Below are 15,146 nucleotides of genomic sequence, written 5' to 3'. Positions count from 1 at the left end.
CATCTTCAACAAAGCCGCGCGATAGCACGCGCAAGCCACCCCTTCAACCGCTGCAGAATGCCTGGCGCGTCTTCGCGGCGCAGGGCCGCATGGAAGGTCCGGCCGTATTCGGCGAGCTTCTCCGCCCGGTCCGTGCCGTTGACGATGCGGCGTGCGTTCACCCAGTCTTCCTTTTCGGCGTTGAGGTGGTCGGCAAGCCTGTGCCCGGTGAAACTGCCAGCCAGCATGCCCTCGATCAGGATCGTCACGGCCGCCGCCATCTCCATCGCCCGGTCCGGCTCGGCGACGAGGTCGATGCCGGTGATCGCACTCATCGCCTCGTAGTTGCGCTTGTGGGTGAGCTGAACCAGCCCGCGCCCCAGCCAGCACTTTCCGTCCTCGTCCGGCTTCCAGTAAGCGGCCTTCACCCAGGAAAGCTTGCCCGCCGCATAGGCGCGGTCGAGAATCTCGATCGCCATTGCGTCGCTGCCGGCCAGCGTCTCACGCACAGGCTGCATCGTGAAGGCCGTCTCGTGGAAAGCCGTCGCCAGGATATAGGCCAGCCACCGCCGGTCCGCCTGCGGCATGCGTTCCTCGAAGAAGTCGAGAATCGCCGTCATGCCTTCGGCCTGTCCCTCGGAAAGGGTGCCTTTGAACAGGCTTTGCCGCACAGCATCGAAGAAGAATGTCCGGTCGATGTGGAAAACCATAAAATCTGACCCAGCCCTAATCGATTAAAATACTTTCAATCGTTTAAAGCGTTTAAACCCCTGATTTACACCGCATTTGGCCTGTGTCATGCGTTTCCTGTCGAAGCTCGCCGAAGGACAGGAGACCGAATGCAAACGCCCGCCCACAGCCAGCCCACCATTCCCCAGCACCTCGTCGACCAGATGGAAAACGAGTGGCGCCAGATCCGCCCGGCGCGCGAAACGCCGCGCCCGGCGCCACAGCCGCCCAAGCAGCGATAAACCCATAAAACTCAAAAGGCGAGGCCGCGGATCCTTCAAATCCCCGCACCCTGGGCTCGCCGCCGCCGTCCCAGGATCAGCGCAGTCAGCGCCAAGACGAGCGCATCCAGCCTGTCCGGCGAGCGGCCGCCCGAAAGCCCGTCGACGCGCAGGACAATGCCCTTGCCGCCGGCACCCGTCACAACTCCGCCGTTTCCTCGATCGTCTCCGGCCCCCCATATCCGATTGCCGCTCTCTGTTGTGCGACCGGTCGCGCCCGCCGCGCCGAGTTCTACGGCAATCCCGCATACGGAGACCCGCGTGCCGCTTCAACGAGTGCCGCCTTTCCCCTGAGGTCTGCTGCCACTTTCCCGTCCTCCAGGTTCGAAAGCTTCGCCGCAGCTTAGGCCAGCATCTACCTCTTAGCCCGCTCGCCGTCGCCCACCGTCAGCGGCCAGTCGACGATATAGTCCTCCAGGTCGTCGGGATTGATCTCCGTCTCGCTGATCGTCCGCCCGCGGGCGGAAATGCCGGCCTGGTGCACGGTTTCCGGGTCGCCGGAAACCAGTCGATGCCACCAGTAAAGATCGCGCCCCTCGTTCACGAGCCGGTAGCCACAGGTCGGCGGGAGCCAGGCGATTTCCTGCACCTTCGCCTTCGTCAGCTGCACGCAGTCCGGCACGAAATCCCGCCGCTTCTCGTAGTTCGAACAGCGGCAGCTTTGGCCGTCAAGGAGCTTGCAGGCAACGGAGGTGAAGTAGACGTCGCCCGAATCCCACTCCTCAAGCTTGTTGAGGCAACAGAGCCCGCAGCCGTCGCAGAGGCTTTCCCATTCCTCGCGGTTCATTTCGTTCAGCGTTTTCCGTTTCCAGAAGGGTAGTTCGTTCATCATTCGTTTTCTTGCAACAGCCTCCGCAAATCCGCGTGAGACGCCTTCAATTCTCTTGTTATCGGCCGCCAAATCAATCAATTATTCAGCATGCTTCGTTTATCGAAGAGCGCAATGCCGAAGGATAGCTGTGCTCTGACGCCTGGCTCGCCAGCCGTCAAGCGCGATCGGGCGGGAATATAGAACGTGCAGGATCCGGACAATCCAGAAGAACGCCCGCGCAGGAGCCGGCACATCCTGCTGAAGATCGATTCATGGATCGATTCCACCCTCTGGAACGCCGGTTTCCGCTCCGCCGAGATCTGGGAAGACGTCACCATCTTTTTCCGCCGCTTCCGCGTGCGCGGCTGGAAGCGCTTCGTCTTCGAACTGAGCGGCGAAGCGTTAACGCTCGGCGCTGCCGGGTCGGTTCTGATGCTCCTCCTCGCCCAGCCTGCCTTCGAGGCTACCAAGGAAGATTGGCGCAATCGCGGCGATTTCGCCGTCACCTTCACCGACCGCTACGGCAATGTCATCGGCCACCGCGGCGTCATCCACCAGAATTCGGTGCCCATCGACGAATTGCCTGATTCGCTGATCAAGGCGGTGCTCGCCACCGAGGACCGCCGCTTCTTCGACCATTTCGGCATTGATTTCATCGGCCTGTTCCGCGCCATGAGCGAGAATGCCCGCGCCGGCGAAGTCGTCCAGGGCGGCTCGACGCTCACGCAGCAGCTTGCCAAGAACCTTTTCCTGTCCAACGAGCGCTCGATCGACCGCAAGATCACCGAAGCCTTCCTGGCGCTCTGGCTCGAAGCCAACCTGTCGAAGAAGGAGATCCTCTCCACCTATCTCGACCGCGCCTATATGGGCGGCGGCACCTTCGGTGCGGCGGCGGCCTCGCAGTTCTATTTCGGCAAGAACATCACCGATGTGAACCTCGCAGAATCGGCCATGCTTGCCGGCCTCTTCAAGGCGCCGGCGAAATATGCGCCCCACGTCAATTTGCCGGCGGCGCGCGCCCGCGCCAACGAAGTGCTTACCAATATCGTCCAGAGCGGATTGATGACCGAGGGCCAGGTGATTGCCGCCCGCCGCAGTCCGGCGACGATCGTCGACCGCAACGAGCAGGAATCGCCCGATTTCTTCCTCGACTGGGCCTTCGAGGAGGTCCAGCGCCTTGCTGCCCGCTTCCACCAGCATTCACTGATCGTGCGCACCACGATCGACATGGGTATCCAGAAGGCGGCGGAAGATGCAGTCGAGACGTCGCTGCGCGAATATGGCGAGTCCTTTCACGCCAAGCAGGGCGCGATGGTGATGCTTGAAAACGGCGGTGCGGTGCGCGCCATGGTCGGAGGGCGGGACTACGGCGAAAGCCAGTTCAACCGCGCGACGCGGGCGCTGCGCCAGCCGGGCTCCTCCTTCAAGGTCTATACCTATGCAGTGGCGATGGAGAGCGGCATGACCCCGCAGACGACCATCGTCGATGCGCCGATCTATTGGGGCAACTGGAGCCCGCACAACTACGCCAACCGCTATGCCGGGCGCGTCACGCTCGAAACGGCGATCGCGCAATCGATCAATACGATCCCGGTGCGGCTTGCCAAGGACAAGCTTGGCATCCAGCCGATCCGCGCCATGGCCAAGGCGATGGGCATCGAATCGCCGGTGCGCGACGACGTGACAATCCCGATCGGAACGTCGGAAGTCACCGTTCTCGACCAGGCGACGGCTTATGCGGTGTTTCCGGCGGGGGGCTATCAATCACATCGCCATGGCATCGCCCAGATCCTCGATTACGGCGGCGACGTGCTCTACGATTTCGACCGCGACGAGCCGCCGGCCAAGCGCGTGCTGTCGGAAAAAGCCGATACCTACATGAACCAGATGCTGACCCGCATCCCCTATTTCGGCACCGCCCGCAAGGCAGCGCTCGACAACGGCATCCTCACCGGCGGCAAGACCGGCACGACGCAGGCCTATCGCGACGCCTGGTTCGTCGGCTTCACCGGCAACTACACCTGCGCCGTCTGGTTCGGCAATGACGACTACACCTCGACGAACAACATGACCGGCGGCTCGCTTCCCGCCATGACCTTCAAGCGCGCCATGGATTACGCCCACCAGGGCATCGTGCTGCGCACCATCCCCGGTGTCGAAAACCCGGCGCCGCCGGCCAAAGACACCGCCAAGACCGCCGCCGCCAAACCCGAAGACAGCATCCCACAGCTCATCCGTCCCCGCATGCTCTCGGTGGAATCGACCAGGATCCTCAAAGAGCTCGGCGAAAAGCTGAAATCCGCCCCGCCGCTCGAAGCGCAGAAGGTGGCGAGCGCGGGGTAGGTTTCACTGCAAGGCTGGTGGGTGGCGTCGTGTTCACTCCCACGAACCTCATCCTGCGCTCGTCACAGGAGCCCAGCCACGGTGCGTCCGCGCGGCGAAGAGCCTCATAGGCCATGCAGTAATTGCGAGATGTCGCCCAATTCGGCATCCATCGCCTCTATCCGATTGCCGCGGCCTTTTCTTGATGGTTTTCTCGCCGGTGATTGCCGAGACAACGAAATCATGCTTTTCGAACCAGACGAGGGTCTTTCCGCAATATTTCGAGGCAAAGCCCGGCGTCAGCTCGTTCTGGTGCTCGGATAGCTGGCCCGCAAGGTCGCGGGTTACGCCGGTATGAAGCGTGCCGGTGCGTTTGGATGCAAGGATGATGCTTTTCTGGGGCTTCAAGTGCCATTCACAGCGCCGCATGCACCGTGGCCGGGATTCCTGCGACGAGCATCGGAATTAGCCGGCATGCGTCTGCAAGCCGAAAAGTTCAAGCAACCGGCCTTCGCCTGCGCTCCATGAAAACCTACTCATTCTCAAGCCCCATAAAGAAGCCTTCCGACAGTCCAAAATAACGCGTGAGCAAAATGCTCACATCGGATGTCATCTCGCACTTGCCGTCCACAATGTCATCGGTCCGATCCGGTGACACTGCGACAGCGTCTGCCTCAAGCTGCACCGGCTTCAAGACTCTCTCGAAGTATTTCGCCCGCATGTGGATTGGGCAGCAAATGGTCGCTCGTCTTTGGCATGGCAGCCCTCCTCCTCCACATATCAATCTCCACCGCATATTCGCCCGCGCCCGCGCCCGCACCATTCCACCCCGCCGGAATCAATGCTAACCCTTTCACCTGATTTGTTTCCAAGGGCATGCAGTGTTTCGATTCCCGCTTTTTATCGCGATCACGCTGATTGTCGCTTTCGGCGGCGGGATCGTGGTTTCGCTCTATGCGCTGGACGCGACGCAAGGGTTTGGCGCGATCAAGCTCGGCGCCTGGGAAGCCTTTCCCGAATTGCAGACGGCCGATGCCGATCCTTATGCGAAGTCCCACCGCGCCCGCGCCGGCAAGCTGCTTTATGGCAGCGCCGAGGGGCTGGCATTCACGGCGAGCGTCGACGACAGCGGCGAGCGGCTGAACGCGGCCTGCAGCTACCGCATCAGCGGCCAGACGCCGCCTGCCCGGCTGTGGACGCTGTTTACTTCGGACAATAGCGGCAATCCCGCTTCCATCCGTCCCGGGCTGCCGGCGGCGCTGAATTCCTGGACGATCCTGCGCCAGGCCGACAGCAGCTTCACGATCGAGATTTCCGCCAATGCAAGACCGGGCAACTGGCTGGCGCTTCCCGCCGCCGGCACGTTCCGGCTGGTGCTGACGCTGTTCGACACGCCGACTGCCGGAAGTTCGGGCGTCATCGATCTCGCTATGCCGAGGCTTACGAAGATCGGATGCGGCCATGCTTAGGCTGATATTCTCAATCCTGACCGGCCTCTTCGGCGCCGCACTGCTGCATCTCGTCATCATTCTCGCGCTGCCACACTACACCGGCAGGGACGCCCAGACGCGGGTGCTTGCTGAGGGCGATCCGAACCGTTTCTATCTGCTCTCAGCACAGAACGACGATGCGGGGCTTGCAAACAGCGATCCCTTCCTGCGCACCGCCGTCTGCGCCTTCGAGCTGGAAGACAACCCCGTCCGCTTTACGGCAAAAGGCAACGTGCCGTTCTGGTCGATCGCCGTCTATGACGGCGCCTCGAACGAAGTCTTCAGCATGAATGACAGGACGTCTGTGGGGGGAGCGCTGGATGTACTCGTCGCAACGCCGATCCAGCTTACCGGTTTGCGCAAATCGCTGCCGGCAGAGCTGCAGCCGACCATTCTTGTCGAGATGAGCCATCCGCAAGGCTATGCGGTGCTCAGAACGCTTGCCCCGCAGGCAAGCTTCGATGAGGCAGCCAGAAGCTTCCTCGCGGGCGCCGGCTGTGAGGCCTATGCACCCGCCGACTGAGGCTTGGCCTCACTCGTTCTCTACGCGGTTCTCCACACGCGATGCGCGCTGCGCCGGGCGCTTCGGCATCTCCGGGAGGCGCTCGTAACGTACACCCGTAAACAGCAGAATCTGAGCCTTGACCGGCTCCTTTTCCTTGCGGCGTGGCGCTTGTGGCCGCCGGTCCGCCAATGCGACTACTATGGCCATTCTCGTCTCCATGCACTGCCCGAGACGGATGAACGTGAGCGGATTTCACCCTGCCCGCCTGCACGGGCCAGCGCGTCCTGCGGCGCCGGATATTCCGGGCCGAGGGCATTCGCGCCTTTCTCACGGCACCTATTCGAAATACCGTGAAGCGGAATCTTGACGACCGAAGCACTCAATCGCGCCGTTCCTATCCGAATTGAGACACACGATAGTTAACAGTTTACTAATATTGCAGACTCGCGGCGTCTGCACGACACCGGTTATTAAACGCGGTTACCGGCCGTTTGGTTTCAATCGGACGGGAGCAAAAGCGCAAATATAATTTAACAATGATTTCAGTTACTTAAAATCACCAACCGGCGGATCCCCGGGAAAGGGCGACTGTTGCATATTTGCGTCACAGAAAATATTTAATTGCAGCCGCCTCATTTGCGCGTATCGTGTTTTTGCCAGTCGAGTTTCAGGGCAACGGCCGGTTGGGAGACCATGTATGCTCTTGCCGCAAGAACGGGGGGCAGATGATGTCTTTGATGTTGAACTCGTCATATTCTCCGGAAGACCTCGATGTGCTGAGATGCGCATTGGACGCATGGTGCGCGGAAAAGCGGATCGATATCAAAAGCGCCGAAGCGCGATTTGCCGCCTCTGCCGCGCTCGATCTTTACCAGGCAGGCCATACCGATAGCGAAAAGCTGCTGACGGCCATGCGTTCGCACAAAGGTCTTTGAACTGCATCCCGAGGAACGTCCGGAAGCGCCTTGCCGTTGCAAGGCGCTTTTTCATTGCGCCGGCGATCGTTAAGGATGCCCGTTTTGCGTGCATCGTCGTCTCGCATTTGATTAAAATCTTCAGCAACCGTTAACCGTGCCGGTGTAGGATTTGTTCATCTTCGCATGGGTTGATGTGCGTCCCGCCAGCGCATAAGGGCCCGAGTTCCGCGTTTCCCAGGGTGTTCGTGTGCGTGACCGGTTTCGAGACCTAGAAGGCCCCCTGGCCATCCGGAAAAAGGATGTGGTATTGATGGCGACAGTCAGCAGCTTCGAAGGATTGGCTCATCCCACCCGATCCGAGCTGCGCCAGTTCGCCGAACTGTTCATGCCGCTTTTTCAGGCCTCGTCCGACGAAGCGCGCCGCCAGGCGGTTGCCGCACTTTCCCAGTCCAAGACCATCCCACCGGCCGTTGCCCTCTTCATCGGCAGCCAGCCGATCGCAATCGCCGCGCCGTTCCTGACGGCCTCTCAGGCGATCGACGACGATATTTTGATCATCATCGCCCGGTCGCAGGGAACTGCCCACGCCCGGGCGATCGTCAGCCGCGACAGCCTTTCGCCGAAGGTCATCGATGCGCTTGTGGCGCTGCGTCATTCCGAGCCGCGCCAGACCGCGCCGGCCGCCGTTGCCGAGGAGCCGGCAGAAGCGCTTGCGCTCCCGCCGACCGGTGCCTCGATGGAGGCGGCCGATTTCGTCGAGCGCCTTGCCAGCGAAGAGGCGATGCGCGAAAGGATCAAAGGGCTGGCACGACATCTCGGACGCAATGACGGCAACCGCCTCGGCCTGCGCACGCTGTCCGACATCCAGGAGGCCCTGCTCGTCCGCTTTGCCCGCGCGCGGGAGGCCGAGTCCTTCGCAACGGCGCTTGCCGATGCGCTTTCGGCCAGCCGCTGGCTTGCCGAGCGCATCATGCTCGATCTCTCCGGCCAGCAGCTCGCAACGACACTGACCAGCCTCGGCATGGGCTTTCTCGACGCCGTCTTCGTGCTTGAGAGATTGTATCGGCATCTTGCCGAGCCGCAGCACAACGTGACCCGCGCCTGGATGGTGCTGGATGCGCTCGATCCGGAGGAATGCCATCAGCGGGTCGAAGCCTGGCGTCGCGCCGACAGCTATACCTACAAGCCGGAAGACCAGGCGCGGACGGAGCAAGCCGCCGCTTCCGCCCCGAACGCCGTGCGCCAGGTGCCGCCGGCACGCGATATCCGCATCGTCGGCCGCCGATAAGAACTTTAGAGGGGGGTCTTCCGCTCGTCGGCCAGCGGCACGATCTCGGCGACGTCGTCGGCTTCGAGCTCGACGATCCAGAGATCCGGATCGAACTTCCGCTCGCGGTCGAGCAGTTCGCGCACCTTCTCGGCCTCCGCTTTGTCAAGCCTGATTTCAAAAAGACGCATGCCGCTCTCCTCCTCATCGAAGAAGCTTTGCGGCGCAGGCGCGTAAAGCGTTTCGAGCCCGTCGCGGAAATGCTGGCGGATGAAGATGGCACCCGCTTCCTCCGCCCCCTTCTTTTCAATAGCGGCGAAATCGCCCCTAGCGAAAACGCGGCGCACGAGGGCGGAAACGAAGATGTCGGTGCGCAATCTCATGGGCGCGGTATAGACCGGCGGAGTGCGGGCGGCAACGCTAGACCTTTACCGCCAGCCTCAGCCCGCCCCAATGCCGCCCGTGGACGGTGATCGGCGCGGAGATGTCCTTCATCATCACGAAACTGCCGCCGCCCATGTCGCGGCGATAGGTCTGCACCAGGAAAGCTGCTGTGCTTTTTCCCGCGGCAAGGCCGACGCGGTCGTTGAAGATGCGCCGGTTGCGGCAGTTGGCGGTGTTCCACACCGTATCGCCCGGCCGCTGGGGTTCGGAGAATCTCCGGTTGTGCGTCGGCAGATAGCCGTTCTCGTCGACCGCCGCGCAAAAGGCGATGCGCTCGTCGCTGGCTGCGACGGGCTCCTGGATCGGCGGCAGGACGCGGTCGGTGAGTTGCGTGAAAGCCGCCATGAGCTGCACCGGATCGGTTCCCGGGATCGGCCGGTACTGCCGGTTGAACAACGCCTCAAAGCCGATGCGGCCTTCGGCGACGGCATGTTCGAAGACGTCGGAAATCGCGGCGGCCACACCTTGCGCCTTGGCGATCCAGAGGCTGTCTGCCGTTTGCACACCGGCGCTCGCCGTCAACTGCACCAGTTTCTCGGAAAGGCCGACGACGCTGTCGACACGCTTTGCGGCGTGCTGGAGCTTCACGTTGGAGTTCAGCACTTCGGCCGACATCTCGCCGAGCTTGGCGACGAAACCGGCGCATTGCTGGTCGACAGCCTCGGTGGTCCTTGCCATCACCGTGGAGCTGTCGAGGATCTGGGTGATCACATGCTCCATCTTGCCGAATGCGCCGCGCATCGCCTCGGTCTTGTCCTTGACGCCGGCAGCACTTTCGCGCGCACCGCTGCCTGCCGCCGAGAGACGGTCGATCCTGATGCGCAGCTCGTCCAGCGTTTCCTGGATGGAGCCAGTCGCCTTGGAGGTCTGCAGCGACAGCGCGCGGATTTCGGAGGCGACGACGGCAAAGCCCTTGCCCGCCTCGCCGGCGCGTGCCGCCTCGATCGCGGCGTTGAGCGCCAAAAGGTTCGTCTGCCGCGCGATGGTGCTGATCTCTGCGGCAACCTTGTCGACATCGGCAAGCGATTTGGAGAAGGTATTGATCTCGGCGCTGATCTCCTCGGACGACTCCACCATATGGCCGATCTCTTCGACCGACCCCGACAGGCGGCCGGCCGATTCCTTCAGCATGTGCCGAGCCTCCACTGCCGTCCGGTCGGTCTCGTTGAGCGACACGGCAACTGCCCGGTTCGTCTCGGCGATCGAAAGTGCTGTCCGCGTCACATCGTCGAATGCCCCCGCATGACGGGCCGACATCGCCGCCATGTCCTGGATGGCGCCGGCGATATCGACGAGATCGATGCCAAGCGTGGACGCCTCTTCCGCCAGTCTGGAAAGGACATGCCGCAAAGCCTCCGCGCTGTGCCCGCCCGGCTCATCGGCAACCTCCTCCACCGTCTTCAGCGCATACATGACCCCGGCTCCCCCAAGTAAATTAGGAAAGTTTCAGGTAATGTGGTTAATAAGTTGCAAACGAAGTGGACGGCTTAGACTTAGGTTGTAGGGCGCATGCCCGAATCGGGGCCAGTATCCTAGTTCTTGCGTTGCGCACCCGGCTTTCTGGTGGTTGCCAAAAGCTCAGACCTCAGCTTCTCTGGATCGGTGATCTTGATCTTATAAAGATGGGCGAGCCAGATGCCGTCGGCAGCCAGGCGCGCGATCTTCAAGTGCGTATCTCCATCCGTCTCATTGTGGCGTTGCGCCCTTTCCTCGACCCAGCTTGCCATGAGATTGCGCAGATACGGGTCCGTCAGCGCCGAAATCGTCAGCGGCGCCCACTGGCCGCCCTTGGCGCAGAGATTGTTTTGGAAGACCGAGTTGATGTAAGCGCGCGTGAACGCGCCATAGGGTTCGGGGTCCTTGGCCATACGGGCATCGATATCGTCATCGATCGCTTCAAGGAGTTCCCCGAAGACGGCGTCGATCAGGTCCTTCTTGCTCGGAAAATGATGGATGAAGCCGCCCTTGGTCACGCCCGCTGCGTCGGATACGGCCTGAACGGTCACGGAGGCAAGGCCTTCCCGCACGGCAAGTTTTGCCGCTTCATCTATCAGGGTCCGCTTGACCAGCTCCGGCTGTTTCCTGCGCCTGTACGAACTTTCCATCGTCTATCTCTTGCCCCCCGGCACGCAATCAAGGCACGCAATCAGAGCGTGCCGCGCGATGGCAATGTGTGTCGCACAAAATAACATCTGTATTGCTTCGGGCAAATTCTTTTGAGAAGCTTGAGATCGTAACGCGACGGTGACAATGCGTGAGCTCGGCGTGATGGCCGCACGTTGGATGAGAGGGGCCAGACGGCCTGTACCCGCCAGGTCGGTTCATGTATCAGTCGAGGCCGGGGTGGGAAAAATTATAAGCGATGAGGGATCGTGAGTTCAAAAACAGGGGAAGATGTAAAGAGGCCGCGCGGTCGTCCTAAAAGCGTGGACACCGATCAGCGACGGGATGAGATAACCGGCGTGGGATGCGATGTCTTCATCGAATACGGATACATCAATACGACGGTGGATGTGATAGCGGCCAGATGCGGCATTTCCAAAAGAACCTTCTACGAGTTCTTCAACGGAAAAGCCGACCTTCTGCGGAATATACTGAAATCTCGAAGCGATTCCATTTTCTTCGTACCGGAAATTGATGACCAGCTTCCGCTGGAGGAACAACTCGCCAGAATCTTCTTTATCGATGAAGACGGTGCGGCAGACGCGGCCGGCATGAATGACTACTTCATGATAGAGGTCGGCTGGGAAGCGGCCGAACAAGTCGCGGAATTGCGGGACGATTTCAGCCTCGCACGTGCAAAGCTCGCCGAGTGGCTCAGGCGGATGAAGCAGACGGGCCGTATAACGGTTGCTGACGCAGACGCTGCAGCCACCATGCTGATCGGCATCGTCTTCGGGAGCTTGAGCATCGGCCGGGCGGAAATGGATTTGGAAGAACGCGCGAAACGGACTCGAGCCTATCTTCGTTCGAGCCTTAAAATTTTCGCCAAGGGGCTGACCGCCTGAATTGAAGAAGAGCCCGGCTGGGATACCGGGCTCTTCCCTCGAAACTGATCAGAGGTCAATTCAGATCAGTTTTATAGCGTTTGATTAGAAGTCGCGCTGCAGGCGGAAGAAGCCTTCGACCCAGTCCTGATCCGCCGCGTTGTCGTGATCGTCCGAAACATAGGTTGCAGTGAGCTTTGTGGAAAGGTTCTCTACGACCTTGTAATCGAGCGTAACGCCAGCACGCAGCTCGCTACCGCTGTCCCAGCTGCCACTCGCGTCGGCATCGATGTTGTCGATGTACTGAACTGCAGGGGTGACCGTGAACTTGTCGGTTGCCTTGAGCGCGTACTGAGCAGCCACGGACCATTCGCCGGCGTCGTAGTAGCCGTTGAAGCCCTGATCGCCCAGACCGGTGGAGTAGATACCGGCAACCGAGAGCGTGCCCGGGCCAACGTCAACGCCGACCTTTGCGAGTACGGCGCCTTCCTGGGCGTCGGTGTCGTAGGCGCCGATAATCGCATAGGTGAAGCCGCCGACCTTACCGCCGATGGAACCGTCGATACCGAGGTTGTTGGCATTTCCGCCCTCTGTCTGAACCAGCTCTTCGAGAGCGATGCCGGCATAGAAGTCGCCAGCGTCGTACTGATAGCGGATGGAGTTCTGCTTCGTCGAACCATCGAGGGTCGTCATGACGTCGGTTTCGCCCGAGAAGTCATCATCCCACCAGTTGGCGAACTTGCCGACACGGAAGCCGGCGAGATCGATGTAAGCCTCGTCGATGCCAGTGCTGTCCTGAGAACTGCCGAACGTAGACGATGCTCCAGCCGAACGAGCGTCGCTGTCAACTTCGTTCGGACGGAAATTGGATTCAAGAATGATCGCACTCGTCAGAACGCCGTATTCCGTATCGCTCTTTGCGATGACGTTGATGTGCGCACGCGTGCGGGCATCCCAGTCCTCAGAGCCGTTGTTCTTGAATGCGTCACCAGCACCGAAGCCAACGTCGAAGCGGATGTAGCCGCCGATCTGGAGGCAGGTTTCCGTGCCCGGGATGTAGAAGTAGCCGGTGCCGTAAGCGTCGCAGACGCGGACGTATTCAACCGGTTCCGGTTCGGCAGCGACGATGGCGTCGGCGGCCTGAGCACCGGAAACTACTGCGAGGGCAGCAGCGGAGCCGAGAAGAAGGCTCTTAATGTTCATTTTTGTCTCCGTTCCAGAGGCCAACCCCAAGGTTGGCTCTTGCTAGCGCGATGGATGCGGTCCCCTGAAATTTCAGTCCGCCAGGAGTTGCCGGGGCGATTTGCTCCGGCAACGCAACCTTTAGAACAGGCGATGCGCCAGCCCGTCAATTATTTAATAAACGTCTTCGTACCAAAAATAGTTTCGAACAGCGAGCGTTGTATTTTTGCCACAATCAGACCTGGCCGAGCCACCGTTTCGCGGTCAAGATTGTCCTGCCTGGGCAAGCTAAAGAGGCCGCTGCGAGAGATGCCAACCAAAGAAAGCCGAGCTCCACCGCCACTCAAAAATGGCGTGGTGAACAGTAGCCGGCCCGTTCCATATCGGCTCTTCCGGTCAGGCGGCCTCTTTACAGCGGCAACCTCTCACGAAGAGGTGGATGCACCCTTTGAGATAGCCAAGAAGGCTCGATCTGTCCGGCAAGCCGCCACCTGCGGTCATGCAAGACGCCATTCCTCCAAACATCATCGAGATGAGCATCGTTGCCGCGTGGTCGGGGTCTTCGATGTCAAGCACGCGCTTTGCATCCTGGAACGACAACCAGTCAGCGAGCTGCGCTATTGCTCTTTGGCCGTTATAGTCCTGCGCTTCTCGCTGCAATCTCGGAGCGGAGGGATAGAGCGCGCTGATGCATGCCATGATCTTTCGTTCGGCTTCGACCGGATCAGCTTGATCAAGATGGAAGATCACCATCAGCACATCTTCAGGAACCCGCGTTTCATCCAGCGGACGAGGAAGCTGCAGGAAACCGCGCGGAGGTGCCACGCGCGAAGTGCTCCACTGAAGAGCAAAGCCCGTGATGTATTTTCGTGCTCGTGAGTTCAATGATCGGGTGATCGAGGCGAAGCGGGAAATGTCGGAGTAGACAACCTCGAAAGTGAGGTCCTTCGACCCTCGAAGGAGCCGAAATGTCTGATCGCCCCCTAAGTGAAATTCAGCCACGCTCGATTTGGCTATCGCTGGATAGAGCGACGAGAAATGGTCGAAAAGAACCTTATAAAGCCGCCGGTTGTCCGCGCTGCTCAGGGAGGCGATTGATTTATACATGACGCGATCAGAACTATGTGTTTCGGATAGAGCGCTGCCGGAATCTTGAAACAACATTCGGGCTATCCCGGCAGGCAAAAATCTTTGAGCTGGCCGGCCATGGGCCGTCGGCCAACAGTATCAGACAGAAAAAAGATACCATACGGCTGGTATCTTTCAAGCGAAGTTGACCACGGTCTCAAAACGTACCTCTTCGCCAGCCAGCGGCCGATGACAATCAAAATTACATTTCGATATTGCCCTAACGAATTTCAAGGCCCTGCAAGCACATTGCCTTTCCAATTTTCTGCAGTGCGAAAGTCGGTCCACCGCAGTCAAATCGCCCTAATTTCTTTCAGGTTTCGAGGCTCCGTCGCGTTGGCTTCACACGCACGACAGAAGGGACGCGACAACTCGCCGCAATTGGCGCGCACCAATAATCTGATCGATGCGGGCGGCGATGGAGGAGCCGGCGTGCCGGGCGTCTCGAATCAAGCACACCGCTCCGCGCCACCGACCTTCTCGAACGTGCTGAACTGGAATTGCTGCACCGATCCCGATGGGGTCGTGTGCTCATGCCGGTGCGTTGCGGCAAGCTTGAACCCGCTGCCGAGAACAGCCTGCAGGCTTTCCGCATCGTAGCGGGCGACCGGCAGGCCGCTGCATCTTGCCGGTCCGTCGGGCGCAAAGGTACCGATCACGGCTTTGCCGCCATTCTTGAGAGCCTGCCCCAGCACCCGAACATAGGCCTTTTGGTCGGCCGCCTCCGTCAGGAAGTGAAAGGCGGCGCGATCGTGCCAGAGATCATACTGGCGGCCGGGCGTCCAGGCGGTCATGTCCGATACGATCCACTGCACACGCGTCGCATCCGTCAGTCGCGACTTTGCCGTCTCGATGGCTGCGGCAGACAGATCGAGGACGCTGATATGGGCCTGGCCGGATGCCACAAGAGCATCGACCAGCCGCGAGGTCCCGCCGCCGATGTCGATCACGGACATGTCCGGCGTCAACCCGGCTTGACGCAGCAGAACCATCGAGAGTTCCGGCGCATCCTCGTACCAACTGACTTCGCTCTCCGCCTTGGTCTTATAGACCGCCTGCCAATGAGCTTTCCGGTCACTTGTGGACATACCCACTCCTTTTTGA

Annotated in this window: 17 protein-coding genes and 1 pseudogene; 7 read left to right on the top strand and 11 right to left on the bottom strand. The window is 60.5% G+C overall.

The features are described from left to right. Positions 1-5: 5 nt before the first annotated feature. Positions 6-689: a chitinase gene (locus A3C3_RS0110480; protein WP_022714556.1), complete on the bottom strand. Its 684-nt coding sequence runs from the start codon at positions 687-689 to the stop codon at positions 6-8. A 129-nt stretch (positions 690-818) separates the two neighbouring features. Between A3C3_RS0110480 and A3C3_RS47885 the strand changes: the two genes are divergently transcribed. Beyond that, positions 819-950, top strand: a complete 132-nt coding sequence (locus tag A3C3_RS47885) for a hypothetical protein (protein ID WP_022714555.1) — start codon at positions 819-821, stop codon at positions 948-950. Between the two features lie 35 nt (positions 951-985). Here the strand turns inward: A3C3_RS47885 and A3C3_RS48145 are convergent, their stop codons facing one another. Further along, a complete protein-coding gene (locus A3C3_RS48145; RefSeq protein ID WP_022714554.1) occupies positions 986-1,132 on the bottom strand; it encodes a hypothetical protein in 147 nt (48 codons plus the stop codon). A gap of 212 nt (positions 1,133-1,344) precedes the next feature. Further along, on the bottom strand, positions 1,345-1,818 hold the full coding sequence (locus A3C3_RS0110465) for a YcgN family cysteine cluster protein (protein WP_028739552.1): 474 nt from the start codon (positions 1,816-1,818) through the stop codon (positions 1,345-1,347). A 186-nt stretch (positions 1,819-2,004) separates the two neighbouring features. On the opposite strand from A3C3_RS0110465, the gene A3C3_RS0110460 reads away from it, so the two are divergent. Next, the gene (locus A3C3_RS0110460; protein ID WP_022714552.1) at positions 2,005-4,143 is read left to right on the top strand and encodes a transglycosylase domain-containing protein; all 2,139 of its coding nucleotides are present in this window, start codon (positions 2,005-2,007) and stop codon (positions 4,141-4,143) included. Positions 4,144-4,247: 104 nt separating this feature from the next. On the opposite strand, the pseudogene A3C3_RS48140 reads toward A3C3_RS0110460, so the two are convergent. Beyond that, positions 4,248-4,551 (bottom strand): annotated as a pseudogene (locus tag A3C3_RS48140) (GIY-YIG nuclease family protein). A gap of 452 nt (positions 4,552-5,003) precedes the next feature. Between A3C3_RS48140 and A3C3_RS0110445 the strand changes: the two are divergent. Together A3C3_RS0110445 and A3C3_RS0110440 are read left to right on the top strand one after the other, a co-directional pair. Then, entirely contained in the window at positions 5,004-5,591 is a 588-nt protein-coding gene (locus A3C3_RS0110445; RefSeq protein ID WP_022714550.1) for a DUF1214 domain-containing protein, read from the top strand. Further along, positions 5,584-6,135 (top strand): DUF1254 domain-containing protein, encoded by a 552-nt coding sequence (locus A3C3_RS0110440; protein ID WP_022714549.1) that lies wholly within the window; start codon positions 5,584-5,586, stop codon positions 6,133-6,135. Before A3C3_RS0110445 ends, A3C3_RS0110440 begins: the two co-directional genes overlap by 8 nt. 9 nt (positions 6,136-6,144) lie before the next feature. Here the strand turns inward: A3C3_RS0110440 and A3C3_RS0110435 are convergent, their stop codons facing one another. Next, the gene (locus tag A3C3_RS0110435; protein WP_028739551.1) at positions 6,145-6,324 is read right to left on the bottom strand and encodes a hypothetical protein; all 180 of its coding nucleotides are present in this window, start codon (positions 6,322-6,324) and stop codon (positions 6,145-6,147) included. Positions 6,325-6,845: 521 nt separating this feature from the next. Here A3C3_RS0110435 and A3C3_RS0110430 point away from each other — a divergent pair. Together A3C3_RS0110430 and A3C3_RS0110420 are read left to right on the top strand one after the other, a co-directional pair. Further along, the gene (locus A3C3_RS0110430; RefSeq protein WP_028739550.1) at positions 6,846-7,052 is read left to right on the top strand and encodes a hypothetical protein; all 207 of its coding nucleotides are present in this window, start codon (positions 6,846-6,848) and stop codon (positions 7,050-7,052) included. A gap of 229 nt (positions 7,053-7,281) precedes the next feature. Further along, positions 7,282-8,322 carry a DUF2336 domain-containing protein gene (locus tag A3C3_RS0110420; protein WP_028739549.1) on the top strand — a complete coding sequence of 347 codons (1,041 nt, stop codon included), beginning with the start codon at positions 7,282-7,284 and terminating at the stop codon, positions 8,320-8,322. Positions 8,323-8,327: 5 nt separating this feature from the next. Here A3C3_RS0110420 and A3C3_RS0110415 read toward each other — a convergent pair whose 3' ends face one another. The 3 genes from A3C3_RS0110415 to A3C3_RS38125 form a co-directional block, all read right to left on the bottom strand. After that, a complete protein-coding gene (locus tag A3C3_RS0110415) occupies positions 8,328-8,684 on the bottom strand; it encodes a DUF1491 family protein (protein ID WP_022714544.1) in 357 nt (118 codons plus the stop codon). A 37-nt stretch (positions 8,685-8,721) separates the two neighbouring features. Beyond that, the gene (locus A3C3_RS0110410; RefSeq protein ID WP_022714543.1) at positions 8,722-10,158 is read right to left on the bottom strand and encodes a methyl-accepting chemotaxis protein; all 1,437 of its coding nucleotides are present in this window, start codon (positions 10,156-10,158) and stop codon (positions 8,722-8,724) included. Positions 10,159-10,277: 119 nt separating this feature from the next. Beyond that, the gene (locus A3C3_RS38125; RefSeq protein ID WP_022714542.1) at positions 10,278-10,850 is read right to left on the bottom strand and encodes a TetR/AcrR family transcriptional regulator; all 573 of its coding nucleotides are present in this window, start codon (positions 10,848-10,850) and stop codon (positions 10,278-10,280) included. Between the two features lie 267 nt (positions 10,851-11,117). Here A3C3_RS38125 and A3C3_RS42560 point away from each other — a divergent pair, with 267 nt between their 5' ends. Further along, positions 11,118-11,753 (top strand): TetR/AcrR family transcriptional regulator, encoded by a 636-nt coding sequence (locus tag A3C3_RS42560; protein WP_022714541.1) that lies wholly within the window; start codon positions 11,118-11,120, stop codon positions 11,751-11,753. 84 nt (positions 11,754-11,837) lie between these two features. Here A3C3_RS42560 and A3C3_RS0110395 read toward each other — a convergent pair whose 3' ends face one another. The 3 genes from A3C3_RS0110395 to A3C3_RS0110385 form a co-directional block, all read right to left on the bottom strand. Continuing rightward, positions 11,838-12,935: a porin gene (locus A3C3_RS0110395; RefSeq protein ID WP_022714540.1), complete on the bottom strand. Its 1,098-nt coding sequence runs from the start codon at positions 12,933-12,935 to the stop codon at positions 11,838-11,840. A gap of 375 nt (positions 12,936-13,310) precedes the next feature. Further along, entirely contained in the window at positions 13,311-14,078 is a 768-nt protein-coding gene (locus A3C3_RS0110390; protein WP_145611880.1) for a TetR/AcrR family transcriptional regulator C-terminal domain-containing protein, read from the bottom strand. 413 nt (positions 14,079-14,491) lie between these two features. Next, complete coding sequence (locus A3C3_RS0110385; RefSeq protein ID WP_022714538.1) at positions 14,492-15,130, bottom strand: class I SAM-dependent methyltransferase; 639 nt, start codon at positions 15,128-15,130, stop codon at positions 14,492-14,494. Positions 15,131-15,146 lie beyond the last annotated feature (16 nt).

The sequence above is a fragment of the Rhizobium mongolense USDA 1844 genome, from assembly GCF_000419765.1.
In the GTDB taxonomy this organism is placed as follows: Bacteria; Pseudomonadota; Alphaproteobacteria; order Rhizobiales; family Rhizobiaceae; genus Rhizobium; species Rhizobium mongolense.
The sequence above is the reverse complement of the archived record's forward strand: the minus strand, read 5'-3'. Positions and strand labels throughout refer to the sequence as shown.

Excerpts from the sequence above, each read along its gene's own strand:
- A3C3_RS0110480 (WP_022714556.1), bottom strand. The coding sequence starts at position 689 with ATGGTTTTCCACATCGACCGGACATTCTTCTTCGATGCTGTGCGGCAA.
- A3C3_RS47885 (WP_022714555.1), top strand. The coding sequence starts at position 819 with ATGCAAACGCCCGCCCACAGCCAGCCCACCATTCCCCAGCACCTCGTC.
- A3C3_RS0110465 (WP_028739552.1), bottom strand. The coding sequence starts at position 1,818 with ATGAACGAACTACCCTTCTGGAAACGGAAAACGCTGAACGAAATGAAC.
- A3C3_RS0110440 (WP_022714549.1), top strand. The coding sequence starts at position 5,584 with ATGCTTAGGCTGATATTCTCAATCCTGACCGGCCTCTTCGGCGCCGCA.
- A3C3_RS0110435 (WP_028739551.1), bottom strand. The coding sequence starts at position 6,324 with ATGGCCATAGTAGTCGCATTGGCGGACCGGCGGCCACAAGCGCCACGC.
- A3C3_RS0110430 (WP_028739550.1), top strand. The coding sequence starts at position 6,846 with ATGTCTTTGATGTTGAACTCGTCATATTCTCCGGAAGACCTCGATGTG.
- A3C3_RS0110415 (WP_022714544.1), bottom strand. The coding sequence starts at position 8,684 with ATGAGATTGCGCACCGACATCTTCGTTTCCGCCCTCGTGCGCCGCGTT.
- A3C3_RS0110410 (WP_022714543.1), bottom strand. The coding sequence starts at position 10,158 with ATGTATGCGCTGAAGACGGTGGAGGAGGTTGCCGATGAGCCGGGCGGG.
- A3C3_RS38125 (WP_022714542.1), bottom strand. The coding sequence starts at position 10,850 with ATGGAAAGTTCGTACAGGCGCAGGAAACAGCCGGAGCTGGTCAAGCGG.
- A3C3_RS0110395 (WP_022714540.1), bottom strand. The coding sequence starts at position 12,935 with ATGAACATTAAGAGCCTTCTTCTCGGCTCCGCTGCTGCCCTCGCAGTA.
- A3C3_RS0110390 (WP_145611880.1), bottom strand. The coding sequence starts at position 14,078 with ATGTTGTTTCAAGATTCCGGCAGCGCTCTATCCGAAACACATAGTTCT.
- A3C3_RS0110385 (WP_022714538.1), bottom strand. The coding sequence starts at position 15,130 with ATGTCCACAAGTGACCGGAAAGCTCATTGGCAGGCGGTCTATAAGACC.